The sequence below is a fragment of the Pseudomonas sp. AC016 genome (assembly GCF_979253365.1).
Window position 1 is genome coordinate 2,362,997 of the sequence record NZ_CEEDCC010000001.1, and the last position, 26,376, is coordinate 2,389,372.

A 26,376-nucleotide genomic window follows, 5' to 3' on the forward strand; every position below is an offset into this window, starting at 1 on the left:
CTGCTGCGGTGTTGATCCGCTAGAGTGTCGCCTCCCCCAGCCGCCAGGCGAGACATCGTGTCTACCAGCCCTCCCTCTTCAAATACTCCCGAAGATGACAAAAGTCTGTCAGTCCTGCTGCTGGGGCTGGCCTGGCAACTCTTGCTGTTGATAGGGCCTGCCGCGCTGCTGACGATGCTGCCGCCCTGGCAGGGATTGCTGATCGTACTCGGTCTGGCGGCCACCACCGGTTTGTGTGTATGGGCCGGCTGGAAAGGTATTACCAGCCCAATCACATCACTGAGTGTCAGCGCCATGATTGGCCTGGGGCTGAGCCTGGGTCGCGTGCTGCCCAATTACTGGAATGTACTGGTCGCTCTGTTCACGATCATAGTGGGCCTGAACCTGCTTCAAAGATGGGAAAGCAAACTGGGCATCGCCGAACCCTCCGAGGGCAAAAAAGAGGGCGAGAACACGCCACCATCGTTTCGTCAGCGCAGCTACGAAACAAGCAATAGCGCATGGGGCGGCCAGGAACCGGAACGCACTCCCGAAGGCGAGCCAATTCGCGTCTTCAACATGGGTGAGATCGCCATGGGCGGACCGGTCTACATGGATTACCTGTTCCCCGATGGCGTGCTGCTTCAAGGCATCGGAGCTTCAGCCCGGTTTTCCATCGACGGCCGTTACTTCGCTGCTACCGTGCCTTCGCGTCAGGCGTGGGGCTTGGTCATTCTGGACCGTCACATGCGCCGGGTGTATCACTGCGACAACGACGTGTTCTGGGAGCTGGACGCGTTCAGTGAGACCGATCTGAGCGGACGCATCAGCCCTCTGGTGGATAACCGGGCCTCCACGATCAAGCTGCAGGACGTGCTCAAGACTGCCCGGGTCGTCGACATGATGCCGATTGTGGATATCTGGATCGAACCCTCGGCGCGGCCCCAGGACGCTGCCGCCGAACGAATAGAACGCAACGGCCCCCATGACCGGCATCGCATCGAAGGCCATTTGCGCATGCCTGCCAGCCTGCGCGACCTGGAGCAACCGCTGGACGCGTTACGCTACCCGGCCTATCAACTGAGTCTGGACGGCCGGGAAAGCGATCTGTTTTTCTACGCGGACGATTCGATCATCTGGCGCGAGGACGGCAAGGCTCTGTGTGTCATGGCGCAACGGGCCGACGACAAAGAGAAAAAATATTGGTGCTGGCAACCTCGAACCGGCTGGCAGGCACTGGCCGAGCCGTGGGTGATCAGCAACCGGGAAGTGTCGCTCAACTGGCACACACCGCTCGCTCTGGACGAGCATGATCTGCGCATCGAAGGCTATCTGGCGTTCGAATGCCCGGATCGCGGCCGCTATGGCTACAGCCTGCGCTGCATTCACAGCGACACGGAAATTCAGACCGGGCACGATGCCCAAGGCCAATTGCAGGGCGGAGAGCGGAAACTGACCGGAGTTCGTCTGGTCGTCCCGCTGGCTGGCAAGGGCAAGGGCGAGCGCGGCGTGAGCAGCATCGAGACCGAGCCGTTGCTGGAAGGACAGCGCGCCCGGCTGAGTTGGCAAATGGACAACGCGGTCGATCTGGGTGGTTACCGCTGCCGCATCGCAGACTGGGAACTGCCGGGCTTGTGGCTGCTTGAACACCGGGTTTCGGACTGTCAACGATACCTGGCGCTGATCCCGTTTACCGAGTACCCGGCCAGCCCCGGCAAGGTGGTGGTGATCGACGTACTCAAGCGCCGCCGTCTGGAAGGGCCGCCCATGGAAGTGGTTCATCTCATGGACGTGCGCGAGGGCAAGCTCTCGGTCATCACCGTAGCCGGGCGGTTGACGGACGCCTGTGAAAGCACAGCCTTGCAGCGTTACGACCAACCCGCTCCACTTGTCGGGCAGGCGGCAGACTTCTGCGATTACCGCGAGGGCTCTCGTCCGTACTATCAGATCGTCGAGTTGGAAATCGGCAACGATGCCCTGCGTGCGCTGCCGCAATGGCGAACGGTGCAACTCCCTCAAGCCGCAAACGCGGACGGGGATTTCGTGCAGCCCGCACCGGGCAACAGCGACGCGGCCTGGCTGTTCGGTTGCGAGACCGATTACGCCGACAGCTGGATGCGCAGAAGCGTTTGCCGCCTGGGTGGTCATCTGCTGACCGCGTCCGGTTGCGCCATCAAGGACCTTGCCCCCTCAATGATCTGGTCACCCGACGCCCGCTACCTGGCCCTCACCCGCCTGCACGTGGATCCGGAAAGCCGCTGGGAGTTGTTGCTGCTGGATGTACAGGAACGAACACTGCGCACCTTTCCCTACTCCCCGGGCAACCGACCGCAATTCGAAAGCTTCGACAATGGAAAGCTCAAGGGGCGGGCGTTCGAGCGGGATTGGGCGTCAGACGTTGATCGCGACACAGGCCGCGTCAGCTCAACGAGCCTGACCAGCTTGCTGAAGCTACCGGCTGTGCCGCTGATCGAGTGTGAAGGACTTTGGCTGATGCCCGGACAGGAAACGGAGGCAGGGCTCTGGCGAGCGCTGGACAGGACGGCACTGACGCAGTCGTAGCGGATGCTTCATGACCCTGACACCACGCTGTCTCGCAGTAAACAAAGAGGCTATGCGTTCTTTGACAAATAGACGGCTTGCCGACAAGCATGCCGCCTACAGATTGAAAAGCGTGCTTCAAAGCTGCTGTGTTCCGGCCGGGTGTGAGCCAACAGTCGATCAGTTCTGCTGGATGGCAGCTACTTCCAGACGCGCATCACGACGAACCTTTTCAGTATTTTCACGGATGATGCCCGGGATGAGAAACGCATCAACCAGCACCCAGATACCGGTGATGATCAGCGGGAAAATAGTAAAGAAGCCAATGACAGTGATGATCAATTGAGCGACAGCGGTTCCGGTTTTACCCAGATAGAATCGGTGTGCACCCACCCCGCCCAGAAAAAACCACAACAGATAGGCAACGCCAGTAGATTTCTGGGCGTTAGCGACTTTTTGCTCAACAAGCATTTCAGATTGCAGCGAGGACATTCGGGGTTTCCTTTCCGATGTAGAGATCCGTACAGTTCAGATCGACCGACGCGATTGAATCCTCACATGTAGCATTTTGCAATCATTTTAAACTGAAACTCCATGTCCGCGTCGACTCCAGCTCAAAGCCCCAGGCATGACAACATGATGAACGTCGCGAACAGCACGAAGTGGGTCATGCCCTCGATGGCGTTCGTTTCGCCGTCGTTGAGATTGATCGCGCTGACCAGCAGGGTGATCGCGATCATCACGGTCTGCACCGGCGTCATGGCCATCTGGAAAGGCTGGCCGCTGTAGAGCGCCATGGCTTCCATTACCGGAACAGTCAGGATCACCGTGGACAGCGACGCACCCAGCGCGATGTTGACCACCGACTGCATGCGGTTGGCGAGTGCTGCACGCAAGGCCGTGAGGATTTCAGGCGACGCGGAAATGGCGGCGACCAGAATCGCCGTCATGACCGGCGGCGCGCCGGTGCCTTCAAGCCCCAGGTCGACCGTCTTGGACATGACTTCGGCCAGCGCACCAATGACCACTACGCCGACCACCAGGGTGGCGATGGAACGGGTCAGGTTGACCGGCTCGCCATGCTCCTCGGGTTGATCCTTGCGCTTTTTCTTGTCTGGGTAGCTGTAGCTGAAAAAGTAGCTGTGCGGCCCGACCTGCATGCGCAGGAACAAGGCATAGAGCAGAATCATCGCGCCGATGGTGAAGGCCGAATACAGCTTCCAGTTCGCCTCGGGAATGAACTCGGGGACCATCATGGACACGCCCATCGCGGTCATGATCATCACGCTGTAGGTGCGCGCCGAATCGTCGTTGTACGACTGCTCGCCGTGCTTGAGACCACCCATCAGCGCGGCCAGACCCAGAATGCCGTTGATGTCGAGCATCACAGCGGAATAGATGGTGTCGCGCACCAGCGTCGGTGATGGCTCGTTGCTCATCATGATCGCCAGGATCACCACTTCGACCAGCACCGCCGACAGCGTCAGGATCATCGTGCCGTAAGGATCGCCCACTTTCTCGGCGAGCATTTCGGCGTGATGCGCCACCCGCAGCGATGCGCAAACGATGAAGCCGACCAGCGCCAGACCGGCCACCAGAGCAACCGTCTGGCCATTGCCCAGCAATGTGTGCTCCAGCGGATAGGCGACAAAGGTGGCGATGATCGCCAGTAGTAAAAATTTTTCCTGCTTGAGCAAAGCGCCCATGTTTGTTCCCCAAACCCTTGCGACACATCGCCGCGGATGTATATGAAGGTGTCTGTCATTGAAGCCGTTCAGAGTGCGGGGTGTGACAAAAGGTTTCAAAAAATGCCCCGAATGGGAACGCCACCCATGCGTAAATGACTTTTGATCCCGTCGTCACGATGTGAAATAGTGCCCGCCGTTTTCTTCGCGACCTTGCTGGCGCGCCTGTTCCACGACCGGGTTTTCATAGCCGGTTTTTGTGAACGGGCTTCGCGGTTCCGTTTCAGTGATTCCGTTTCAGTAACAAAAGGACATTCGCCATGCGTGCTTTTCGACTGACATCTCTGCTGGCCGGCAGTCTGCTGGCGGCCATGGCTTGCGCCACCCAGGCAGCGCCTATCGACATTGATGACGGCCAGCACAAGGTTCACTTGCCCGATGCGCCCAAGCGCGTGGTGGTGCTGGAGTTTTCCTTTCTAGACAGTCTGGCCTCGGTCGGCGTGACGCCCGTAGGCGCCGCCGATGATGGCGATGCTAACCGCGTGCTGCCCAAGGCGCGCAAGGCCGTTGGCGACTGGCAGTCGGTCGGCCTTCGTTCGCAACCTAATATAGAAGTCATCGCACGCCTGAAGCCGGACCTGATCATTGCCGACCTGGGTCGTCATCAGGCGCTGTACAACGATCTGAAAAGTCTGGCCCCCACGCTGATGCTGCCGTCGCGTGGCGAAGACTATGAAGGCAGTCTGAAATCAGCCGAGCTGATCGGCACTGCCTTGGGCAAAGGCCCGCAGATGCAGGCGCGTATCGCTGAAAACCGCGAGCACCTGAAAGCCGTCGCTGCGCAGATTCCGGCCGACACCAAAGTGCTGTTCGGCGTTGCTCGTGAAGACAGCTTCTCGGTGCATGGCCCGCACTCTTATGCAGGCAGCGTGTTGAAGGCCATCGGTCTGCAGGTGCCGGAAGTGCGCAAGAACGCCGCGCCGACCGAGTTCGTCAGCCTTGAGCAATTGCTGGCACTGGATCCGGGCTGGCTGCTGGTCGGGCACTATCGTCGCCCGAGTCTGGTGGACAACTGGAGCAAGCAGCCGCTGTGGCAGGTACTGAGTGCGGTGCGCAACAAACAGGTCGCCGAAGTGGATGGCGACAGCTGGGCGCGCAATCGCGGCATCATGGCGTCCGAGCAGATTGCCGATGATGCGCTTGCAGTCCTCAAGGGCGGCAAGGCCGTGATCAACCCTTAAATGCGTCGCTGGCTGATGGCGAGCGTGATCGCCGCAGGTTGTCTGGGCCTGTTCTGGATGTCGCTGTTCGCCCTGTCGCCCTTCACCATCCGGCAGATCGACGCCTGGAACGGGCTGTTCACGCTGGGCCGCGAAGGCGGCAACATCGCCTACATCGTTGCGCAACTGCGTGTACCGCGAGCCTTGTGCGCGGCCCTGGTCGGTGCCTGCCTTGGCGTGGCCGGGGCCTTGATGCAAGGCATCACCCGCAATCGGCTGGCCTCCCCGTCTCTGTTCGGCGTGACAGCGGGCGCGGCGCTGGGTCTGGCGTTGTTCTCCACAGGTCTGATTGCCCTGCCCTTCCCCGGCGGTGCATTACTGATGACCTGTCTGGGTGGCGCTCTGGCGTGGATTACGGTGTTCAGCCTCGGCGGCGCGTGGTCGCCTGCCACATCGCAAGGCCGACTGGTGCTGGCGGGTGTGGCGGTGGCGGCGTTATGCGCGGCGCTGACCCGCCTGACCGTGATTCTTGTTGAAGCCCAGGCGCAAAGCGTCCTGAACTGGCTGGCCGGTTCGCTGGCCAACGTCGGCGCAGAACAGCTGCAACTGCTGTGGCCCTGCACACTGATCGGCGTCGTGCTGGCGATTGCCTGCGCGCCACGCCTGAACCTGATCAACCTTGGCGAGGACGCCGCACGTTCCCTGGGCGTGCGCATCGGTGCGCTGCGTCTGCTGGTGTTCGTGGTCAGTCTGGTGCTGGTCGGCGCGAGTGTCTGCGCCGTCGGCCCCATTGGTTTTGTCGGCCTGATCGCGCCGAACATTGCCCGCCAGTGGCTGGGCAACGATTACCGCTGGCTGATCCCCATCAGCGCTGGGCTGGGCGCCGCGATTGTGCTGGCGTCCGACCTGATCAGCCGCGCCGTGGCGTTCCCGGTCGAGACCCCGGCAGGCGTGGTGACGGCATTGATTGGCGCGCCGTTCTTCCTGTTTCTGGCGAGGCGCGCGCTATGAGCCAGCCTCGCTCAAGACTGCTGATCCTGATCGGTCTGTTGCTGCTGGCACTGTTGCTGAGCCTGAGTGCGGGCACGGTATGGCTGACGCCAGGCGCGGTGCTCGACCATCTGATCGCTCATGACAGCAAAGACTTCGAAGTCTGGAATCACCGATTGCCGCGGGGCCTGATTGCCATTGTCACCGGCTGTGCGTTCGGTCTGGCCGGTGCCATCGTGCAGGGCGTTATCCGCAATCCGCTGGCCTCGCCGGAAATCCTTGGCGTGACGCAAGGCGCGGGTCTGGCGCTGACCATCGCGATCATCGGCTTTCCGCATTTTCCGGTCTCCGCGCTGCCGTTCGTGGCGTGTCTGGGCGGTGCCGGCGGCGCGCTGTTGCTGGCGCTGTACAACACCGGCGTGCAGTTCTCAGGCGTGCGCTTCGCACTCTCGGGTGTAGCTATTGCGGTCACATTGTCGAGCATCACTGAATTCCTGATCCTGTCCAACCCGCTGGACATCAACACCGCGTTGCTGGCGCTGACCGGCAGCCTGTGGAGCCGCAACTGGCACCACGTGCTGCTGGCTGTGCCGATGCTGATTCTGATCCCGGTCTCGCTGTTGCTGGCCAAGCCGCTGAACCTGATCGGTCTGGGTGACGAAGCGGCGCAGAGCCTGGGCACCGGTCTCACGCGCACGCGCTGGCTGGCGATGGGCAGTGCGGTGCTGCTGACCAGCATGGGCGTCGGGATCATCGGCCCGATCAGTTTCGTCGGGCTGGTCGCGCCGCACATGGCCCGTCGACTGGTCGGCGGTCATCATCAATTCCTGCTGCCCGCCTCCATGGTGCTGGGCGCATTGCTGCTGGTGCTGGCCGACACGCTCGGTCGCACGCTGATCGCACCCAGCGAGATCCCGGCCGGGATTCTCACGGCGGTGATCGGCGCTCCGTATTTCCTGTGGCTGCTGGCCCGATTCAAAGGTTGATCCCATGAGCACTCTTCAGGCACAGCAACTCGACATCGGCTACGGCGCAACCCGCATCGTGCAGGACCTGTCGTTCAGCCCGCCGCCCGGCAAGGTCACGGCGCTGATCGGCCCCAACGGTTGTGGCAAGTCCACGCTGCTCAAGGCGTTTGCGAGAATTCTCACGCCGCAGGCCGGCAGTCTGACTCTGGACGGCAAGGCCTACCGCGATCTGTCGGCGCGGGATCTGGCCCGCAAGGTGGCGTTTCTGCCGCAGGTATTGCCCATCCCCGAAGGCGTGAGCGTGCGTCAGCTGGTTGCCTATGGCCGCAGTCCGCACAACAGTCTTTGGGGTCGTCTAAGCGGCGCGGATCAGCACAGTGTCGAGCAGGCCTTGCAGCGCATGGAACTGGAGACCCTCGCCGACCGGCCGTTGTCCGACCTGTCCGGCGGGCAACGCCAGCGCGCATGGCTGGCGATGATTCTGGCGCAGGATGCCGCCATCGTGCTGCTCGACGAGCCGACCACCTACCTGGACATCAGCCATCAAGTTGAGTTGCTGGACCTGATGCGCGCGCTCAGCGCCGAGGGCAAGACGGTCATCACTGTGTTGCACGATATCAATCAGGCCTGCCGTTACGCTGATCATCTGGCGGTCATGCAGGCCGGACGGCTGGTGGCCAGCGGTACACCCGGTGACGTATTGAACGCCGAACTGGTGTGTCGAGTGTTCGATGTCCAGGTGCAGATCATGCGCGAACCCGTGGCAGGCACGCCCATGTGCATCGTCGAGCGCAGCACCCGCTGCACCAGTTAGCGGCGAAGGGCCTGTAACCTGCACCGTCGCGCTGCATATAAACGGGAGTAGAACGGTCTGCAGCGCGTCTGCGTCATAACTTGTCTTTGTGGTCAGCTATTTGCATTGGCGGAGTATCCACTCCAACAAGACTGCAAGGAGCAAGACCCGATGCACCTGACCACCCCACGCCGTCCCCTGAAAAAACTGCTGTGCGCCATGACCGCTGTCGTCGGTCTGGGCGCCAGCCTGCTCGCCTCGGCAGCCGATCCGCTGAAAGTCGGCTTCGTCTACATCGGCCCTATCGGCGACCACGGCTGGACCTATCAGCACGAACAGGGCCGCAAGGCGATGGTCGCGGCGCTGGGTGACAAGGTCAGCAGCAGCTACGTGGAAAACGTGCCGGAAGGCGCCGATGCCGAACGCGTGATCCGCAACATGGCCAAGGGCGGCTATGACCTGATCTTCAGCACCTCCTTCGGCTACATGAACCCGACCCTGAAAGTCGCCAAGCAGTTTCCCAAGGTGAAGTTCGAGCACGCCACCGGCTACAAGCAGGACAAGAACATGGGCACTTACCTGGCCCGCACCTATGAAGGCCGTTACGTGGGTGGTTTCATCGCCGCAAAAATGACCAAAACCAAGAAGATCGGCTACGTCGCCTCGTTCCCGATTCCGGAAGTGTTGCGTGACATCGACGCCATTCAGCTGGCGCTGAACAAGTACAACCCAGGCACCGAGATCAAGGTGGTGTGGGTCAACTCCTGGTTCGATCCGGGCAAGGAAGCCGACGCCGCCAACGCGCTGATCGATCAGGGTGTGGACGTGGTGTTCCAACACACCGACAGCCCGGCACCGATCCAGACCGCCGAACGTCGTGGCGTGTACGCCGTCGGCTATGCATCGGACATGGCGCACTTCGGTCCCAAGGCGGTCCTGACCTCCATCGTCAACAACTGGGGGCCGCATTACATTCAGGCGGCCGAAGGCGTGCTCGCGGGTACCTGGAAACCACAGGACTACTGGGGCGGCCTGAAGGAAGGCACGGTTGAGCTGCCGATCAGCGACATCGTCCCTGCCGACGTGAAAGCTGAAGCTCAGACGCTCATTGCCAGCATTGAAAGCGGCGAATTCCATCCGTTCACCGGCCCGATCAAGGACCAGACCGGCACTGTGAAGATCCCGGCAGGCGTGGTCGCAACCAACGCCGAGCTGGCGTCGATGAACTACTACGTCGAAGGCATCAAGGCCGAGTTGCCGAAGTAATCTGCCCGAGGGGTCGCGTCCATACTCAAAGGGCGCGATCACGCTGAAGACCACCCGATTTCCAGGACCGCTTCATGGATCAGCTTCCCATCATCGATATCGCCCCGCTCTACGGCACGGACACTGAGGCCTGGCAGAGCGTTGCCAGCCAGATCGACAGTGCCTGTCGCGAATGGGGTTTCTTCTACATCACGGGACACCCGATCACACCGCAGCGGATCGAGCAGGTGCAATCGGCTGCCCGGCGTTTCTTCGCCCAACCGGCGGAGGAAAAGCTCAGGATCGACATTACCCAAAGCACTCATCATCGCGGCTATGGCGCCATTGCCACCGAGCAACTGGACCCCAGCCTGCCGAGCGACCTGAAAGAAACCTTCGACATGGGCCTGCACATGGATGCCGGGCATCCCGACGTGCTGGCGGGCAAACCGCTGCGCGGGCCGAATCGACATCCCGATCTGCCGGGCTGGCAAAGCCTGATGGAGCAGCATTACCTGGACATGCAGGCACTGGCGCAAACCCTGCTGCGTGCCATGACCCTGGCACTGGGCATCGAGCGGGACTTCTTCGACCAGCGCTTCAAGGACCCGGTCAGCGTGCTGCGCATGATCCACTACCCGCCGCGTCACACCGCGACCTCGAAAGAGCAGCAAGGCGCAGGCGCACACACCGACTACGGCTGCATCACCCTGCTGTATCAGGACGCTGCGGGCGGTCTGCAGGTGCGTGATGTGCGGGGCGAGTGGATCGACGCGCCGCCCATCGAGGGTACGTTCGTGGTCAACCTCGGCGACATGATGGCGCGCTGGAGCAACGACCGTTATCTGTCCACGCCGCACCGGGTCATCAGCCCGCTGGGTGTCGACCGTTACTCAATGCCGTTTTTCGCAGAACCTCATCCGGACACACCCATCGAATGCCTGCCCGGTTGCCAGAGCGAAAGCCAGCCGGCCCGCTATCCTGTCACCACCTGTGCCGAGTTCCTGTTGTCACGCTTTTCCGACACCTATGCCTATCGTCGAGAGCAGGAGAAAGCGTCTTAGTTGAACGGTCGGTCAGGTTTTACCCAACGCGGCGACGTGCATCTGTAGAATGCCCGCGATCTGCACCTGATGAGAAAAGCACATGTACGACTGGTTGAACGCCCTGCCCAAGGCAGAACTGCACCTGCACCTTGAAGGTTCGCTGGAACCCGAGCTGCTGTTTGCCCTGGCCGAGCGCAACAAAATTGCCCTGCCGTGGAACGATGTTGAAGCCCTGCGCAAGGCATACGCTTTCAATAATCTGCAGGAATTTCTCGACCTGTATTACCAGGGCGCGGACGTGCTGCGCACCGAGCAGGATTTCTACGACCTGACCTGGGCCTACCTGCAACGCTGCAAGGCGCAGAACGTGATTCATACCGAACCGTTCTTCGATCCGCAGACCCACACCGACCGTGGCATTGCGTTCGAAGTGGTACTGGCCGGGATCACCGGAGCGCTCAAAGACGGCAAATCGCAACTGGGCGTCGACAGCGGCCTGATCCTCAGCTTCCTGCGCCACCTGAGCGAAGAAGAAGCCGAGAAAACCCTGACACAGGCACTGCCTTTCCGCGACGCGTTCGTGGCGGTCGGTCTGGACAGCTCGGAAATGGGCCATCCGCCAAGCAAGTTCCAGCGCGTCTTTGACCGCGCCCGCAACGAAGGCTTCCTGACCGTGGCCCACGCTGGCGAAGAAGGCCCACCGGAATACATCTGGGAAGCGCTGGACCTGCTGAAGATCGAACGCATCGACCACGGCGTGCGCGCCATCGAAGACGAACGTTTGATGCAGCGCATCATCGACGAACAGATCCCGCTGACCGTCTGCCCGCTGTCCAACACCAAACTCTGCGTGTTCGACGACATGGCCCAGCACAACATCCTCGACATGCTCGAGCGTGGCGTGAAGGTCACGGTCAACTCGGACGACCCGGCCTACTTCGGCGGCTACGTCACCGAAAACTTCCACGCCCTGTACACCCATCTGGGCATGACCGAAGACCAGGCCAAACGCCTTGCGCAGAACAGCCTGGATGCACGGCTGGTGAAGCCGTAAATCCGGATTACTTCCTGCGTCCACAGCCTCGGCACTGATCGTGCCCATCGCTACGCGTGGGCATGCATCCCGTGACGCTCCGCGTCACAAATGGCACAAACTGAGGATTCAGTGAGCCTAGCGCAAGACGTGGATAACGCGGGAGCCTGGGCACACGTCTGCGCCACATTCGAGAGCGGACGCGGAGCGTCCTGGGAGGCATTCCCACGCAGAGCGTAGGAACGATCATCGTATTCCTCCAGGAGGACTTGTGTATAACGATGAACACAGCCCCAGGGATCAACGCCTCCCGGGGTTCGGTGTTCGCTGCGCAGCTCATGCCGCCGATGCAATCTTGCTGATCTCCCGCTGCCCGCTCGATGACACCTGCAACGTGCAGGATTCTTCGGTCGTGCGCAGCCAGCCCATCTGGATGAACAGTTGCAGCAGCCCTGCGCCCAGCGCACCACCCAGGTGCGGGCTGCGTTCGCTCCAGTTGGCGCAGGCGCAAACGGTTTCGCGTTTGCGCTGGGCGAGCGCCGGAATGTAGATACCGCGTTCTGCGAATTTGGCGACGCCCTTGCTCGTGACTTCGATGCGCTTTTCCTGCTGCTCTATCCACCCGGCGCCTAGCAGACGCTGATAAAGCTCGGCCGCCATTTCGCCGCCCAAATGGTCGCAACAGATGCGCGCGCGACGCAATGGCAAGGGAGGCATGGGCTGAGCCACACTTCGGCTGATCTGGTCGGCACTGACCAGCGATGCACTGGCCAGCGCCTCGACCGCCGCACCGACCTCGGGCGCCGCCAGGCGAAAGAAGCGCTTGCGACCCCGCGCCTCCTGCTTCAACAGACCGCCGCTGGCCAGACGCGCCAGATGCGCGCCAGCCGAAGAAGTCGAGAGACCCGCCAACAGTGCCAGCTCATCGGCGGGGCGAGCAGTACCATCCATCAAAGCCCAAATCATTGCGCTGCGCTTGGGGTCGGCCAGCAATGTCGCAATCTGGCTGATGCAAGGTGCATATTCCATGTGTTCACTCCCTGTTGAAACATTCATCTAGTGCGATGACATATTGACAGCAATCACGCCTCAGTAAAGTTGAACGCGCATCCAACTTGAAATGACAAGTATAAACTCTGCACCCCATAAGCCGATTGACTAAAACACTTGTAGTCCCGGCCGCAGTCATGTGCGGGAGAGTTACACTCGAACCTACCTGCACGATCGCGGACCTCAAACAAGGCCGCACACTGCCGAAAGACCGCCATATACAAGGGCTTCAGGCATACAGCTTGATCAGGCATATTTTATGCGAGCAAAGATCCAGACGAAAAAGCGGCAGATGGGGACGATAGGCATCGAATTGAAAAACGCAGAAAGCAAAAGAACTTTGCATAGTGGGACTGCATTTAAACATTATATTTTCCGAAACTTCCGTAGGCTTATTCTTCTACCTTTGTAGCCCTGTAAACTCTGAACAGTTCTTATTGGCTTACAGCATGTTGCCTGCACCGCGTACGAAGCATTTCCAGAAGCAGATTGACTGGTTTACTCAGTTGCGCACGATGCGCGCACAACAGATTCAAGGGCGCCAGTTCGCCCAACAAATGCGGCATTACTACCTGAAGGCGCCCCGCCCTGACGTCGGCGGCGACGTCCAGCCAGGACTTGTACGCCACACCCTCCCCGGCCACCGCCCAGCGACGCACCACATCAGCGTCGTCGCTGAACCGATTGCCCTTCACCGTCAGGCTTATTTCCCGCTTGCCGTCCTCGAAGGTCCATCGGTCATGAACCCGATCGCCGAGCATGTACAGCAGGCAGTTGTGCTGGGCCAGTTGTTCGATGTGCTGCGGCTCGCCATGACGCTTCAGGTAATCGGGAGCCGCGCACAAAACACGTCGATTACCCGGCAGAACCGGCAATGCAACCAGCGTCGAATCTTCCGGCTCGCCGTAACGCAGGGCGACGTCCACGGGCTGGCGGAACAGATCAGCGATGCGATCACCCAGCAGCAGCCGCACGGTGAGTTGCGGGTGTTGCTGCTGAAATGCATCCAGCCAGGGCAACAGCACATTACGCCCAAGATCCGAAGGCGCCGAGAGCTGCAAAACGCCTTCACAGCGATCCTGACTGCTGGCCAGCAAACGCTGCCCTTCCTCAAGGCTGCCCAGCGCAGCACGGGCATACTCGAGAAAGCCCTCACCTTCTGCCGTGAGGCGCAGACTGCGGGTCGAGCGCGCCAACAGGCGAGCGCCCACCTGCTGCTCGACCCGCTTGAGCGCCGCACTGGCCACGGCCGCCGACATGTCCATGACCCGTGCGGCTGCAGACAGGCTGCCCAGATCAGCGGCCCGAACGAACAATTGCAAGTCATCGAAACGCAGCATTAAAGCGCCTTATTATCAAAAATATATTGAAAGAGCCTGCCGTTGTAGCGGGTTTTATCTTTCCGGGAAATAGCCAATGATCCATTCATCACTTTCTCAACCGAGGACCCCGTCATGAAAGCTGTCGCTTATTACCAGTCGCTGCCCGTCAGCAACCCTGATTCCCTGCAGAACATCGAACTGCCCGAACCGGTTGCCGGTGCGCGAGACCTGCTGGTCGAGGTCAAGGCAATCTCCGTCAACCCGGTGGACACCAAGATCCGCCAGAACGTCTCGCCCGAGAACGGCGACGCCAAAGTGCTGGGCTGGGACGTCGCCGGTGTGGTCAAGGCCGTCGGCAGCGATGTCACGCTGTTCCAGCCGGGCGACAAGGTTTACTACGCAGGCTCGTTGATCCGTCCAGGCGCCAACAGCGAGCTGCACGTGGTGGATGAGCGCATCGTCGGCCACATGCCAAAATCGCTGAGCTTTGCTCACGCCGCAGCCCTGCCGCTCACGGCAATCACCGCCTGGGAGCTGCTGTTCGAGCGCCTGCAAATCGTGCAGGGCAAGGGTGAAAGCGGGCAGAGTCTGCTGATCGTCGGCGCAGCCGGTGGTGTGGGTTCGATCCTGACTCAGTTGGCGCGGCAGTTGACCGCACTGAAAGTCATCGGCACCGCGTCACGCGCCGAGACCGAAAGCTGGGTGCGTGAGCTGGGTGCCCATGAAGTGCTGGATCACAGCAAGCCGCTGAGCGAAGAGCTCAAGCGCGTCGGCATCCAGGCTGTCACGCATGTCGCCAGCCTGACCCAGACCGAGCAACACCTTGATCAACTGGTCGAAGCGCTCAAGCCGCAGGGCAAGCTGGGCCTGATCGACGACCCCAAGTCGCTGGATGTCTCCAGGCTCAAGCGCAAGAGCCTGTCGCTGCACTGGGAGTTCATGTACACCCGTTCGATGTTCGAAACCGACGACATCATCGAGCAGCACAACCTGCTCAATCGCGTGGCGGAACTGGTGGATGCCGGGACGCTGAAGACCACGTTCGGCGAACACTTCGGCACCATCAATGCTGAAAACCTGCGTCGCGCCCACGAACTGCTGGAAAGCGGCAAGGCCAAGGGCAAGATCGTGCTGGAAGGGTTCTGAAGCAACAGCGTTCGGCGTTGTGTCAGTCATCGCGACAGACACAACGCCTTACTTGATCAGGCTGACGCGACCTGCGCGTCACGCCGGGCCTGCAAGCGACGCGTGTACACCGAAGCGCCAACCGACAGGACGCCGCACAGGCTGATGACCAGCGCCATCGGCGTTGAAGTGCCGTCATGCAGCACGCCCACCAGACTCGCGGCAGCCGCCGCCACACTGAACTGCAGACAACCCAGCAAGGCCGATGCACTGCCCGCCCGCGCCCACTGGCCGTTCATGGCACAGGCGGACGCATTGGGAATGATGCAGCCCAGGCTCGCGACACAGATGAACAACGGCACCAGCAGCGGCCAGAGCGCCTCGGTGCGCAAACCGGTAATACCGAGCAACACCAGACCTGCCGCCAGATAGATCCATACCGTGCGTGTCAGCAGGAACGCCGGACCGGTCTTGCGTAAAATGCGTGCGTTGATCTGTGCAACCGCAATAAATCCCGCCGCGTTCATCCCGAACAGCCAGCCGTAGTGCTCGGCCGGAACTCCGTACAGCTTGATGAACACGAATGGCGAGCCGGCCACATAAGCGAACATACCCGCCATGGCGATACCGCCCGTGAGCGCATGACCAATGAAGACCCGGTCGGTCAGCAGCCGTCCGTATTGCCGCAAGGCGCCACGCAGCGGCTGGCGAGGCGTGGTGGCAGGCATGCTTTCCGGTAGACCCAGCGCGACGGCGGTCAGGCACAACGCACTGAAGAGCGTCAGACTGATAAAGATCGACTGCCAGCCGAAGGCATTGACCAGTATCCCGCCGAGCATCGGCGCCAGAATCGGTGCCAGGCCCATGACCAGCATCAACTGCGAAAACACCTTGGCCGATTCGACGGCATTGCATTTGTCGCTGACAATCGCTCGCGACAACACCATCCCCGCGCAGCCGCCCAGTGCCTGCACGAAGCGGGCAGCAATCAGCCATTCAAGGCTTGGCGCGAAGGCACAGGCCACCGAGGCCAGCGTGAACAGGCTGACGCCCACCAGCATGGGCATGCGCCGCCCGAAACGGTCGGCCACCGGCCCGTAGGCCAGTTGACCCAGCGACAGGCCGAGGAAATACGCTGCCAGGGTCAGCTGAATATGTTTTTCATCAGTGGCGAAGTACGACGCCATGGCCGGGAAGCCAGGTAGATAGAAGTCGATGGCCAACGGGCCAAAAGCGCTCAGTGCGCCAAGTATCAGGATTGTGCGTAAATTCATCGGGCTTCCATAGCGATGCAGAGCAGCCCGTCAGTTTAACCGGCTTACCCTGCAGAGGACGGAATGCGGGCAAATTAATTCAAGATTTTTCTGCTCGTTACTGCTCACATCTGTTGGTTCGAGCAAACCGTGTTACTGCATCTTCGACGTCGCGCTGTCGCGCAGCAAACACCGGACTGTAGGAGGCGGCTGCCAGCGATCTGCCGGGAACCGGCGGCAGAACGGAAACACGCGGTGCGTCAGATGCAATCCGGGGACGCTGCGCAGCCCATCGCTGCCGTCGTAACCTGCGAGAGCTCCCACGCCCTCCGGGCAGAAGCAGATGTATGTAAACTCCAGTGACAAGGGTCAGGCCAGTTTCGCCTGATAACCCTCTTCGCCAATCAGCCTGATGATGTGTTCGGCACTCAACGTGCTCTCTACCTTAACCTCTTTGCTGGCCAGTTCGACCTGCACGTCGGCGGTCGGATCGTCATGCTTGATAGCCTGAGTGACAGCTCGTACACAGTGCCCGCAGGTCATGCCCTGAACAGTGAACAATTGCATGTGATGCTCCTCTGAAAGTGGATAACGGGCATCTTCAACCTTGTCATCGTGGCAAGGTCAAGTTTTTGTATTATCTGCCGGGCTGGCGTTCGGCGTTGTCGTGAGCCAAGCTCACTCATCGACGTTTACATCAGGAGTATCAGCAATGCGCTGGTCAGCAGTCAGCCTCTTCAGCATTCTCGGTCTGGTCGCCGCCGCACCCGCCGTTCAGGCCGCCCAGGATTACGGCATTCTGATCATCTCGCGGGAGCGTCTGGAAGTGGCGACCTCCTGTGAGATCGGTATCTACATTCAGGATCAACTGGCCGGGCGACTGTTTCAGGAAGATTCGGTGTCTTTCAACCTGCCGGCCGGCCCGGTGTCTGTGCGCCTGCGCACCCTGCCCGGCAAGATCGTGGGCTGTGAACCGGGATTGGAAGCGCCGACCAACACCACTATCCAGATGCACGCCGGGGACATCCTCAAATACCGCATCGCGACCAGCCTCAAAGGCATGTACCTCAAGAAAGCCGACCTCAACTATTGATTCGCGCTTGACCTTGCCCATGTGGCAAGGTTGATCCTTGCAGGCACACAGCCTCAGGGAGTGAAAGAGATGCAAGACACCCTCACCTTCGACCTGCCCATCAGCGGCATGACCTGCGCCAGTTGCGCAGGCCGGGTCGAGCGTGCCCTGGCCAAAGTACCGGGGGTCAACAGCGTGACGGTCAACCTGGCCAACGAACGCGCCCACGTGCAGGTCCAGCCCCAGACCGATCCGCAAACCCTCATCAATGCAGTCAGCCACGCCGGCTACAGCGCAACTCTGTTGCAGGACGAGCGCGTCGAAGCCGACCGCAAGGCCGACACGCTGCATCGCGAACGCTGGGCGTTGCTGCTGGCGATTCTGCTCGCGGTGCCATTGGTCGTGCCAATGCTGCTGTCGCCGCTGGGCGTGCACTGGATGCTGCCCGCCTGGGCTCAGGCCGCGCTGGCCACACCGGTGCAGTTCATTCTCGGTGCGCGCTTTTACGTGGCCGCCTGGAAAGCCGTGAGGTCGGGCGCGGGCAACATGGATTTGCTGGTCGCCATTGGCACCAGCGCCGGTTATGGCCTGAGCCTCTATCAATGGCTGACCGCTGCGCCGGGCACCGCGCCGCACCTGTATTTCGAAGCCTCGGCCGTGGTCATCGCGCTGGTGCTGCTCGGCAAGTACCTGGAGAGCCGCGCCAAGCGCCAGACTGCCAGCGCAATTCGCGCCCTTGAAGCTCTGCGACCGGACCGGGCCTTGCGGGTAGTGGACGGCATTGAGCAGGAGGTCGCCATCAGCGAGCTGCAATTGGGCGACCGGGTGCTGGTCAAACCGGGAGAGCGTTTCCCGGTGGATGGCGATGTCATCGAAGGCCACAGCCACGCCGACGAAGCCCTGATCACTGGCGAAAGCCTGCCAGTGGCCAAAGAACCCGGCGACCGGGTTACCGGCGGGGCCATCAATGGCGAAGGTCGGTTGCTGGTCAGGACCACGGCGCTGGGCTCGGAAACGGTTCTGGCGCGCATCATTCGTCTGGTCGAAGACGCCCAGACCGGCAAGGCACCGATTCAGCGGCTGGTCGACCGGGTCAGCCAGGTATTCGTACCCGTCGTATTGCTGATCGCCTTTATCACCCTCGCGGGCTGGCTGTTGGCAGGCGCTTCGCTGGAAGTGGCGTTGATCAATGCCGTCACCGTGCTGGTGATCGCCTGCCCCTGTGCGCTGGGTCTGGCCACACCGACCGCGATCATGGCGGGCACCGGTGTCGCAGCGCGACACGGCATTCTGATCAAGGACGCCGAGGCTCTGGAGCGCGCCCATGAAGTCACGGCAGTGGTCTTCGACAAGACCGGTACGCTGACCTCCGGTACGCCCCGGATCACCAACATGATTGCGCTGGAAGGCAATGAGGAACAGTTGCTGCAACGGGCGGGTGCCTTGCAGCGTGGCAGCGAGCATCCCTTGGCCAAAGCGGTACTGGATGTCTGTCACGAATGGCAGTTGAAGCTGGACGAGATCGAGAACAGTCATGCGCTGAGCGGACGGGGCATCGCCGGCACGGTGCAGGGTCACGAACTGGTGCTGGGCAATCGGCGTCTGCTGGAAGAAAGCGGCCTGCCGATGGGCGATCTGGCGGAATCGGCACGCATCTGGGAGGCTGAAGGACGAACGCTGTCCTGGCTGATCGAACGGGCGCCCGATCCGCACGTTATCGGCCTGTTTGCGTTCGGGGACTCGCTCAAGCCGGGCACGGACGAGGCCGTGCGTGAGCTCAATGCCCGCGGCATCACCAGCCACCTGCTGACCGGCGACAATCGCGGCAGCGCTCAGGTGGTCGCCAAAGCGCTGGGCATTCACGACGTCCACGCCGAAGTCCTGCCTGCCGACAAATCGGCAACCGTCATGCAGTTGAAAAGCCATAACGTGGTGGCGATGGTCGGTGACGGCATCAACGATGCGCCCGCGCTGGCCGCCGCCGACATCGGCATCGCGATGGGCAGCGGCACCGACGTCGCCATGCAGGCCGCCGGTATCACGTTGATGCGCGGCGACCCGCGCCTTGTGCCTGCTGCGCTGGACATCAGCCGCCGCACCTACGCCAAGATCCGGCAGAACCTGTTCTGGGCCTTTGTCTACAACCTGATCGGTATTCCCCTGGCAGCGTTCGGCTATCTCAACCCGGTGCTCGCCGGGGCGGCCATGGCGTTGTCCAGCGTGAGCGTGGTGAGCAATGCCCTGCTGCTCAAGACCTGGAAACCCAAAGACCCGGGAGACACGCCATGAACATCGGCCAAGCGGCAAGCAAAAGCGGCCTCAGCGCCAAGATGATCCGTTATTACGAATCCATCGGCCTGTTGCAGGCGGCGCATCGCAGCGACAGCGGCTATCGGATTTACAGCCCGGAAGACCTGCACACCCTGGCCTTCATCAAGCGCTCGCGGGATCTGGGGTTTTCACTGGAAGAAGTCGGCAAGCTGCTGACCCTGTGGCAGGACCGCCAGCGCGCCAGCGCCGACGTCAAAGCCCTCGCCCGCCAGCACATCGTCGAGCTGAACCGCAAGATCGACGAACTGGCCGGACTGCGCGACACGCTTCAGGATCTGGTGGAACACTGCCAGGGCAACGACCGCCCCGACTGCCCGATCCTCAAGGACCTGGCGTCGGGCGGGTGTTGTTCATGAGGTGACGCGTAGCGTCGCGGGAGGCATGCCCACGCGGAGCGATGGGCACGATCAGTGGTGAGGCGGAGTGGGTGTAACCCAGCCCAAGACGTTCCGCGTCCGCCTTGAGGCTTACGCCGAGCGCTCTGTCACTGCAACCAGGGCGGTGGCGGTTCTTCGGCGGATTTGCTCGGTGGAGCATCGTCGGCAGCGCGGGCGGCCTGGCGACGGGCTTCGTCCAGACGGGCGGCTTCGATTTCTCGCAGTACGCCGCCCACATCGGCTTCGTCCTCCGGCTCGTCGAATTCACCGGTCAGCACGGTCGCAGGCGATAACGTACCGGCCTCGTAATACGACCACATTTCCTTGGCGTACTTGGTCTTTCTGAGCTCCGGCGCAAAGCGGCCGAAATACAGCGCCATGTTTCCAACGTCACGCTCAAGCATGCTGAACGCATGGTTGTTGCCCGCCGCATCCACCGCCTGCGGCAGGTCGATGATGACCGGACCGCTGGGTGCCAGCAGCACGTTGAACTCGGACAGGTCACCGTGCACCAGACCGGCACACAGCATCAGCACGATCTGTTCGATAAGGAACGCGTGGTATTCGCGCGCCTGATCCGGCTCCAGCACCACATCGTTCAGACGCGGCGCGGCATCGCCGTACTCGTCGGCCACCAGCTCCATGAGCAGCACGCCTTCCAGGAAGTCATACGGCTTGGGCACTCGCACGCCCGCACTGGCCAGACGGAACAGCGCTGCCACTTCAGCGTTCTGCCACGCGTCTTCGGTTTCTTTACGGCCGAACTTCGAACCCTTGGCCATCGCCCGGGCCTGTCGGCTGTTGCGTACCTTGCGGCCTTCCTGATATTCGGCCGCCTGACGGAAACTGCGTTTGTTCGCCTCCTTGTAAACCTTGGCACACCGCAGCTCTTTGCCGCAGCGCACCACATAAACAGCTGCCTCTTTACCACTCATGAGTGGGCGCAGCACCTCGTCGACCAGACCGTCTTCGATCAGGGGTTCAATGCGTTTAGGAGTTTTCATCAGCTTTTATTGTGGGTCCTTTGTGGCCAGATACGCGATTGTTGCCGTTATACGGCAATCCTCCGCCAGCGAGTAGAGGGAAAGTCTTTTGAATTGCGCGGATTATTGCCGAAAATTCACGCAATGCCCCGGTTTCAAGCACCTTTCATGCCGCGTGGCCCTGCAAAGATAATACGCAGCAAAACGTGTAATGCCTGAAAATGGCTGGGCTATTTGAAGAGTTCGCCAGGCGTGTGACCGAACAGCCCCTTGAAAGCGGCAATGAATGCGGAGGTCGAATCGTAGCCACAGGCCAGTGCAGCGCTTGTCACGCTGCTGCCCCCTTCCAGCGCATTCAGGGATGACAACAGCCGCGCCCGCTGACGCCAGCCCCGGAAGCTCAGACCCGTTTCACGCAGAAACAGGCGCATCAGGGTTTTCTCCGAAGTGCCCAGGCGTGCAGCCCATTCGTGAAGGGAAATGACCTGATCAGGCGCTTCGATCAGCTCGTTGCACAACCCCAGCAGGCGAGCGTGGCGAGGCAGTGGCAAAGAGAAGCCGACCTCCGGCAGATCCGACAACTGGTCGAGCAGCACCTGGACCAGACGCGACTCAGGGCTGTCGTGCTCGGGATAGCTCGCAGGCAACAGGCAGAAGCGCTTGATCAGCTCACGCGCCAGCGGCGTGACCTCCAGCACACGACACCGCTCGGGTGCCCAGCATGAGTCTTCATGGCGGATATACAGGCTGCGCATTTCGGCACGCATTGAAGTGACCACCTCATGTTCCAGACCTGCCGGAATCCACACACCCCACTGCGGCGGTGCGAAGAAGCTGCCCTCGGCGGTATGCACGCCCAGAACGCCACTGATGGCGTAGGAAAACTGCACCCACTCGTGGCGGTGCGCCGGTGTCCAGGAACCCGCGCCCAGGCTTTCGGCACGCGCGTAAACAGGACGCGGCAGATCCTCCAGCGCCGGTATCTGTCGCTGCCCCTCAAGCGGGCGGCGGTCAATCTGTCCGTTGGAAGGCATGTTATGACCTTATGTCGCAAGACGGCTATTGGCCGACAGAGTAGCCTGCGCACATTCCTGTTTACAAAAGTTATCCGAGCGTTCCATGCAATCACTCAAACACTTCAAGCGTGTCGCCACCGACTGGTTCCTCTGGGGCATGGTGCTGGCGACGGTGCTGGCGTACTTCTTCCCACGGTTTGGCGCGACCGGCGGCAGCATGCATGCCGAATACGTCATCAACATCGGCGTCTTCGTGGTGTTCTTCCTGCACGGGGTCAACCTGTCCAGCGAGCAGATCAAAAAGGGCCTGAGCAACTGGCGACTGCACGTGATGATTCAGGCGTTCACCTTCGTGGTATTCCCGCTCATCTGGCTGGCCTGCGACAAGCTGCTGGGCTCGCATGTCCCGGCACTGTTGATGCTGGGTTTCTTCTACCTGTGCGCCCTGCCCTCGACCATTTCTTCGTCCGTGGCCCTGACCGGCAGCGCGGGCGGTAACGTACCGGCAGCCATTCTCAACGCCAGCATGTCCAGCGTGCTGGGGATTTTCATTACGCCGTGGCTGGTCAGTCTGGTAATCGGCAGCGGTACGGGCGGGATCGATCTGAGTGACACGCTGTTGAAACTGAGCGCCCTGCTGTTGCTGCCACTGGTGCTGGGCCAGTTGCTGCGGCCGTTGCTGGGCAAATTCTTTGCGCGTCACAAGAAGTACACCAACATCATCGACAAGCTGGTGATTCTGCTGCTGGTCTACGCCGCCTTCTGCAATTCGATGATTTCCGGGATGTGGCAGAGCCAGGGCAACAGCGTAATCCTGACCGCCTTTATCGGCACCGCCGTGCTGCTCGCAGTCATCCTGCTAATGACCACCCGCACTGCACGCCTGTTGAAGTTCGATCATGCGGACAAGGTCGCGGCGGTGTTCTGCGCGACCAAAAAGTCGCTGGCCGCCGGTGCGCCGATGGCTGCACTGATTTTCGGCAGCAATCCCGGACTGGGCCTGATTCTGCTACCGATCATGATCTACCACCCGATGCAGCTGATCGTCTGTTCGGTCATCGCCGAAAACTACGCCAACCGTCATCGCCAGCAATTGTCGGAAGCGGCGCTGGAGGAAGCGCGAGCCGCCTGAGGACGCGCTACATCAGCGCGTCGTCGTCGAGGGTCACGCGCGCGTAAAACACAATCGCGACAGTCGGGATCAGCGCGGAATAACCCGGCTTGAGTGCCGTGCTGAAGCGCGTAAACACCCGTTGAACCGGCGCCTGACGAATCGCCGCCAGCAACCCTTTCAACGAACTAGGCTGACGCTCGGGCGGTTCAAGGGTGGCGACTGCACGGCTTGCCGATTCAGTGGGCAGTTCCTCATTGCTCGCAGGCTTGAAGATTGACCCTACCGTCAGACGCTCGGCCAGGGTATCGACATGCCGGGCATACACGTCCCACGGCATGGCCTTGACGCTGGCGAGCGGCATTTCAGCCAGCGGGTGCGTTTTGGTGAAGGCATGCCGGAAGAAAGTCCTGAGTAACAACTCTTCGACCTCGACCACGGTGGCGCACTGATGTAACGCCTCACCCAGATCGTATTGCCGCGCCAGCATGCCGAGCACGCGGGTATACGAGATGCCGCGACGGCGCGCCGCATTGACCACACAGTGCCCCGCAACCAGCTGGAATTCGCGGACGAAGGCATAGGTGCGGTCTTCGTCCGAGTCCTTGAGGCGCGTCCAGCGACTGGTGCGCAAGTGCCTGATCGCCGCGTCCAGCAGATAATCCGGCGAACGGGCCAGCACGCTGTGCAGGTAGATGTCCTGCAGGACGGGGTCCTGATTCGTCAGTTGCAATGCGACCTCGTCCAGATCCATGCCTTCGCAGCCGCTGAAACAGGTCGCGATGAGCACCTCCTGCAGACGGTTCCAGTAATGGTGGTGGCGATAGCCCTGCATATAGACGTTTTCAAAGTGCTCGACCGGTCCGCGCCCCAGGCTCTTCTCGCCAAGATTGAGCAGCAGCACATGGTCTTCGCTGGACCAGGCGTTGATCAGCCGCCCGGAGATACGTCGTTTGAGCACCCTGGCGTCGTCCGCCGAAACACGCACCGCCGCAGCCATGAGCAGCACATCACCGATCACCAGGCCATGCTCGGGTGGCCGGTCCAGCCCCTTGAGCGCACTGATCAGCAGCCGTCCGCCCAGCGAATGGCCGATCAGGTTGACCCGTGTCACCTCTGGATGCTGTTCGAACAGGTAACGGTCCAGTTGCGCCAGCAGTACCTTGCCCATGGCTTCGGCGCGAGAGCGGATGCGTGAAAAGTGATACGCGCGATCCCCCGCCAGCGCAGCGGCACCGGCCAGCGGATGCACGCGGGCGGCAGCCACCAGAAGGCCACGGGAGCGATTGTCCATTTGCGTGAAATGGCTCGACGGCCAGAATGCCAGGATATTCACACGCTGACGCAGCGCCGCCGGAATGCTGTTGGCCAGCAGGCGTCGGTCGTTGAGATCATGCCCCGACGAATAGCCATGGATGAAGATATTGGCAACGCTGCCAGAAGGTCTGGGCAGCGTCAGAAACTTGAAATGATTGTCCACGTTGTCCTGTTTCGCCTGACCGTGGCGCTCCCGTTCAATTTCTGACAATGAATCGCTTGGCGATCAGCATGATCAGCCGCAGGCAGAACGCCACACCGGTCAGCGAGATGACGACCTTGGCGACCAGAATGAAGTAGCTTTCGACGTCTTCGGAAATCAGACCGATCAACAGCCCCATGCCGCCAATCAACAGACCGATCAGCACCAGCCCGATGTAAGGACGCAGCCAGCGGGATCTGGAACCCTTGTCGAACAGGTAAAGCAAGGCACCCACCAGGATCAGGAGTACCGCCACGCCAATAATGAGTCCCATCCGTCACCCGTCCGTGCTGCAAAACCGTACGGGACCTGTCAGCCCCGCAGTCGTCGATTATGCCGACGACCCCGGTCTATTGCCATCGGCGTGACGACAGGTATTTAGCGCTCCAGAATCGCCGTGACGCCCTGACCGCCCGCTGCGCAGATAGAGATCAGTCCGCGCCCGCTGCCTGCGGCGTCCAGCAGTTTGGCCAGATTGGCGACAATACGTCCGCCGGTCGCCGCGAAGGGGTGGCCTGCAGCCAGCGAGCTGCCTTTGACGTTCATCCTGCTGCGATCAATGGATCCCAGCGGCGCATCCAGTCCCAGGCGCGTCTTGCAGTAATCGGCGTCCTCCCAGGCCTTGAGCGTGCACAGCACCTGAACGGCAAAGGCTTCGTGAATCTCATAGTAATCGAAGTCCTGAAGCGTCAGACCGTTGCGTGCCAGCAGGCGTGGCACGGCGTAGACCGGCGCCATCAGCAAGCCTTCTTCGCCTCTGACGAAATCCACCGCTGCCGCTTCTCCATCACGCCAGTAAGCCAGCACCGGCAGGCCGCGCTCCCTGGCCCATTCTTCACTGGCCAGCAGCACCACCGAGGCGCCGTCGGTCAGTGGCGTGGAGTTGCCCGCTGTCAGCGTGCCTTTGGCGCTGCGTTCAAAGGCTGACTTGAGGCTCGCGAGTTTCTCCAGCGTCAGGTCGGGGCGCAGGTTGTTGTCGCGATTGAGCCCCAGATACGGCGTTATCAGGTCGTCCTGCCAGCCCTCGGCGTAGGCTGCGGCCATCTTTTGATGGCTCTCCAAGGCAAGCTGATCCTGAGGCGCGCGCTCGATACCCCAGTGCTGCGCCATCAGTTCGCAATGCTGGCCCATCGACAGACCTGTGCGCGGCTCACCATTGCGCGGCAGCTCCGGCTTGAGGTTGTGCGGCCGCAACTGCATCAGCGCCTTGAGCTTGTCGCCCGTGCTCTTGCTGCGATTGACCTGCAACAGAATGCTGCGCAGGTCCTCGTTGACCCCGATCGGTGCATCGGACGTGGTGTCCACGCCACCCGCAATGCCGCATTCGATCTGCCCCAGGGCGATCTTGTTGGCCACCAGCAACGCCGCCTCAAGGCCAGTGCCGCAGGCCTGTTGAATATCATAGGCCGGGGTTTGCGCCGACAGCCGGGAGCCCAGCACGCATTCGCGGGTCAGGTTGAAGTCACGGGAATGCTTGAGCACCGCACCGGCTACCACTTCGCCCATGCGCAGCCCATGCAGGTTGAAGCGTTCGATCAGGCCTTCCAGCGCTGCGGTGAGCATGTCCTGATTGCTGGCCGTGGCATACGGGCCGTTGGAGCGGGCGAACGGAATGCGATTGCCACCGACGATGGCGACCCGGCGAGTCTGCGTCATGGAAAACTTCCTTTCTTCAAACGGATGGATGAACAGCGTAGATGAGCAAGAACAAACTTCG

General features: G+C 61.2%; 24 protein-coding genes. 13 read left to right on the top strand and 11 right to left on the bottom strand.

What is annotated here, in order from left to right:
* Window positions 1-57 precede the first annotated feature (57 nt).
* The gene (locus AC0IXS_RS10535; protein WP_471824559.1) at window positions 58-2,541 is read left to right on the top strand and encodes a hypothetical protein; all 2,484 of its coding nucleotides are present in this window, start codon (window positions 58-60) and stop codon (window positions 2,539-2,541) included.
* Window positions 2,542-2,700: 159 nt separating this feature from the next.
* On the opposite strand, the gene AC0IXS_RS10540 is transcribed toward AC0IXS_RS10535, so the two are convergent.
* Together AC0IXS_RS10540 and AC0IXS_RS10545 are read right to left on the bottom strand one after the other, a co-directional pair.
* The gene (locus AC0IXS_RS10540; protein WP_032633013.1) at window positions 2,701-3,012 is read right to left on the bottom strand and encodes a TM2 domain-containing protein; all 312 of its coding nucleotides are present in this window, start codon (window positions 3,010-3,012) and stop codon (window positions 2,701-2,703) included.
* A gap of 122 nt (window positions 3,013-3,134) precedes the next feature.
* Window positions 3,135-4,226, bottom strand: coding sequence for a calcium:cation antiporter (locus AC0IXS_RS10545; RefSeq protein ID WP_054540884.1), 1,092 nt, complete (start codon window positions 4,224-4,226; stop codon window positions 3,135-3,137).
* A 299-nt stretch (window positions 4,227-4,525) separates the two neighbouring features.
* On the opposite strand from AC0IXS_RS10545, the gene AC0IXS_RS10550 reads away from it, so the two are divergent.
* From AC0IXS_RS10550 to AC0IXS_RS10580, 7 genes are all read left to right on the top strand, one after another.
* A complete protein-coding gene (locus AC0IXS_RS10550; protein ID WP_137202845.1) occupies window positions 4,526-5,446 on the top strand; it encodes a Fe(3+) dicitrate ABC transporter substrate-binding protein in 921 nt (306 codons plus the stop codon).
* Complete coding sequence (gene fecC, locus AC0IXS_RS10555; RefSeq protein ID WP_471824560.1) at window positions 5,447-6,436, top strand: iron-dicitrate ABC transporter permease FecC; 990 nt, start codon at window positions 5,447-5,449, stop codon at window positions 6,434-6,436.
* A complete protein-coding gene (locus tag AC0IXS_RS10560) occupies window positions 6,433-7,401 on the top strand; it encodes an iron chelate uptake ABC transporter family permease subunit (RefSeq protein WP_471824561.1) in 969 nt (322 codons plus the stop codon). The genes fecC and AC0IXS_RS10560 overlap by 4 nt, the downstream gene beginning before the upstream one ends.
* Before the next feature lie 4 nt (window positions 7,402-7,405).
* Window positions 7,406-8,197, top strand: a complete 792-nt coding sequence (fecE, locus tag AC0IXS_RS10565) for a Fe(3+) dicitrate ABC transporter ATP-binding protein FecE (RefSeq protein ID WP_122668948.1) — start codon at window positions 7,406-7,408, stop codon at window positions 8,195-8,197.
* 150 nt (window positions 8,198-8,347) lie between these two features.
* On the top strand, window positions 8,348-9,442 hold the full coding sequence (locus AC0IXS_RS10570) for a BMP family ABC transporter substrate-binding protein (protein WP_029243530.1): 1,095 nt from the start codon (window positions 8,348-8,350) through the stop codon (window positions 9,440-9,442).
* A 74-nt stretch (window positions 9,443-9,516) separates the two neighbouring features.
* A complete protein-coding gene (locus AC0IXS_RS10575) occupies window positions 9,517-10,485 on the top strand; it encodes a 2-oxoglutarate and iron-dependent oxygenase domain-containing protein (protein ID WP_057407984.1) in 969 nt (322 codons plus the stop codon).
* Window positions 10,486-10,567: 82 nt separating this feature from the next.
* Window positions 10,568-11,521 carry an adenosine deaminase gene (locus AC0IXS_RS10580; protein WP_025995915.1) on the top strand — a complete coding sequence of 318 codons (954 nt, stop codon included), beginning with the start codon at window positions 10,568-10,570 and terminating at the stop codon, window positions 11,519-11,521.
* Between the two features lie 315 nt (window positions 11,522-11,836).
* Here the strand turns inward: AC0IXS_RS10580 and AC0IXS_RS10585 are convergent, their stop codons facing one another.
* Window positions 11,837-12,529 carry an ArsR/SmtB family transcription factor gene (locus tag AC0IXS_RS10585; protein ID WP_057409645.1) on the bottom strand — a complete coding sequence of 231 codons (693 nt, stop codon included), beginning with the start codon at window positions 12,527-12,529 and terminating at the stop codon, window positions 11,837-11,839.
* A 455-nt stretch (window positions 12,530-12,984) separates the two neighbouring features.
* The gene (locus tag AC0IXS_RS10590; protein WP_122416077.1) at window positions 12,985-13,890 is read right to left on the bottom strand and encodes a LysR family transcriptional regulator; all 906 of its coding nucleotides are present in this window, start codon (window positions 13,888-13,890) and stop codon (window positions 12,985-12,987) included.
* Window positions 13,891-14,004: 114 nt separating this feature from the next.
* Here AC0IXS_RS10590 and AC0IXS_RS10595 point away from each other — a divergent pair, with 114 nt between their 5' ends.
* Window positions 14,005-15,018 carry a zinc-binding alcohol dehydrogenase family protein gene (locus AC0IXS_RS10595; RefSeq protein WP_122572879.1) on the top strand — a complete coding sequence of 338 codons (1,014 nt, stop codon included), beginning with the start codon at window positions 14,005-14,007 and terminating at the stop codon, window positions 15,016-15,018.
* Window positions 15,019-15,074: 56 nt separating this feature from the next.
* Here AC0IXS_RS10595 and AC0IXS_RS10600 read toward each other — a convergent pair whose 3' ends face one another.
* Together AC0IXS_RS10600 and AC0IXS_RS10605 are read right to left on the bottom strand one after the other, a co-directional pair.
* Complete coding sequence (locus AC0IXS_RS10600) at window positions 15,075-16,271, bottom strand: multidrug effflux MFS transporter (protein WP_057409923.1); 1,197 nt, start codon at window positions 16,269-16,271, stop codon at window positions 15,075-15,077.
* A gap of 348 nt (window positions 16,272-16,619) precedes the next feature.
* The gene (locus AC0IXS_RS10605; RefSeq protein ID WP_057408628.1) at window positions 16,620-16,817 is read right to left on the bottom strand and encodes a heavy-metal-associated domain-containing protein; all 198 of its coding nucleotides are present in this window, start codon (window positions 16,815-16,817) and stop codon (window positions 16,620-16,622) included.
* 145 nt (window positions 16,818-16,962) lie between these two features.
* On the opposite strand from AC0IXS_RS10605, the gene AC0IXS_RS10610 reads away from it, so the two are divergent.
* From AC0IXS_RS10610 to cueR, 3 genes are all read left to right on the top strand, one after another.
* Window positions 16,963-17,343 (top strand): hypothetical protein, encoded by a 381-nt coding sequence (locus AC0IXS_RS10610; RefSeq protein ID WP_025995921.1) that lies wholly within the window; start codon window positions 16,963-16,965, stop codon window positions 17,341-17,343.
* Window positions 17,344-17,412: 69 nt separating this feature from the next.
* Entirely contained in the window at window positions 17,413-19,611 is a 2,199-nt protein-coding gene (locus tag AC0IXS_RS10615) for a heavy metal translocating P-type ATPase (protein ID WP_471824562.1), read from the top strand.
* Window positions 19,608-20,009, top strand: a complete 402-nt coding sequence (gene cueR / locus AC0IXS_RS10620) for a Cu(I)-responsive transcriptional regulator (protein WP_029243974.1) — start codon at window positions 19,608-19,610, stop codon at window positions 20,007-20,009. The genes AC0IXS_RS10615 and cueR overlap by 4 nt, the downstream gene beginning before the upstream one ends.
* A gap of 128 nt (window positions 20,010-20,137) precedes the next feature.
* On the opposite strand, the gene AC0IXS_RS10625 is transcribed toward cueR, so the two are convergent.
* Window positions 20,138-21,034: a PA4780 family RIO1-like protein kinase gene (locus AC0IXS_RS10625; protein ID WP_057408626.1), complete on the bottom strand. Its 897-nt coding sequence runs from the start codon at window positions 21,032-21,034 to the stop codon at window positions 20,138-20,140.
* Window positions 21,035-21,243: 209 nt separating this feature from the next.
* Complete coding sequence (locus AC0IXS_RS10630) at window positions 21,244-22,047, bottom strand: AraC family transcriptional regulator (protein WP_057408625.1); 804 nt, start codon at window positions 22,045-22,047, stop codon at window positions 21,244-21,246.
* A gap of 85 nt (window positions 22,048-22,132) precedes the next feature.
* On the opposite strand from AC0IXS_RS10630, the gene AC0IXS_RS10635 reads away from it, so the two are divergent.
* Window positions 22,133-23,161 carry a bile acid:sodium symporter family protein gene (locus AC0IXS_RS10635; RefSeq protein WP_004882951.1) on the top strand — a complete coding sequence of 343 codons (1,029 nt, stop codon included), beginning with the start codon at window positions 22,133-22,135 and terminating at the stop codon, window positions 23,159-23,161.
* Between the two features lie 7 nt (window positions 23,162-23,168).
* On the opposite strand, the gene AC0IXS_RS10640 is transcribed toward AC0IXS_RS10635, so the two are convergent.
* From AC0IXS_RS10640 to AC0IXS_RS10650, 3 genes are all read right to left on the bottom strand, one after another.
* Window positions 23,169-24,620 (bottom strand): DUF726 domain-containing protein, encoded by a 1,452-nt coding sequence (locus tag AC0IXS_RS10640; protein ID WP_471826218.1) that lies wholly within the window; start codon window positions 24,618-24,620, stop codon window positions 23,169-23,171.
* A gap of 34 nt (window positions 24,621-24,654) precedes the next feature.
* Window positions 24,655-24,933: a hypothetical protein gene (locus AC0IXS_RS10645; protein ID WP_004882949.1), complete on the bottom strand. Its 279-nt coding sequence runs from the start codon at window positions 24,931-24,933 to the stop codon at window positions 24,655-24,657.
* 104 nt (window positions 24,934-25,037) lie between these two features.
* Window positions 25,038-26,315, bottom strand: a complete 1,278-nt coding sequence (locus tag AC0IXS_RS10650; protein WP_471824564.1) for an acetyl-CoA C-acetyltransferase — start codon at window positions 26,313-26,315, stop codon at window positions 25,038-25,040.
* Window positions 26,316-26,376 lie beyond the last annotated feature (61 nt).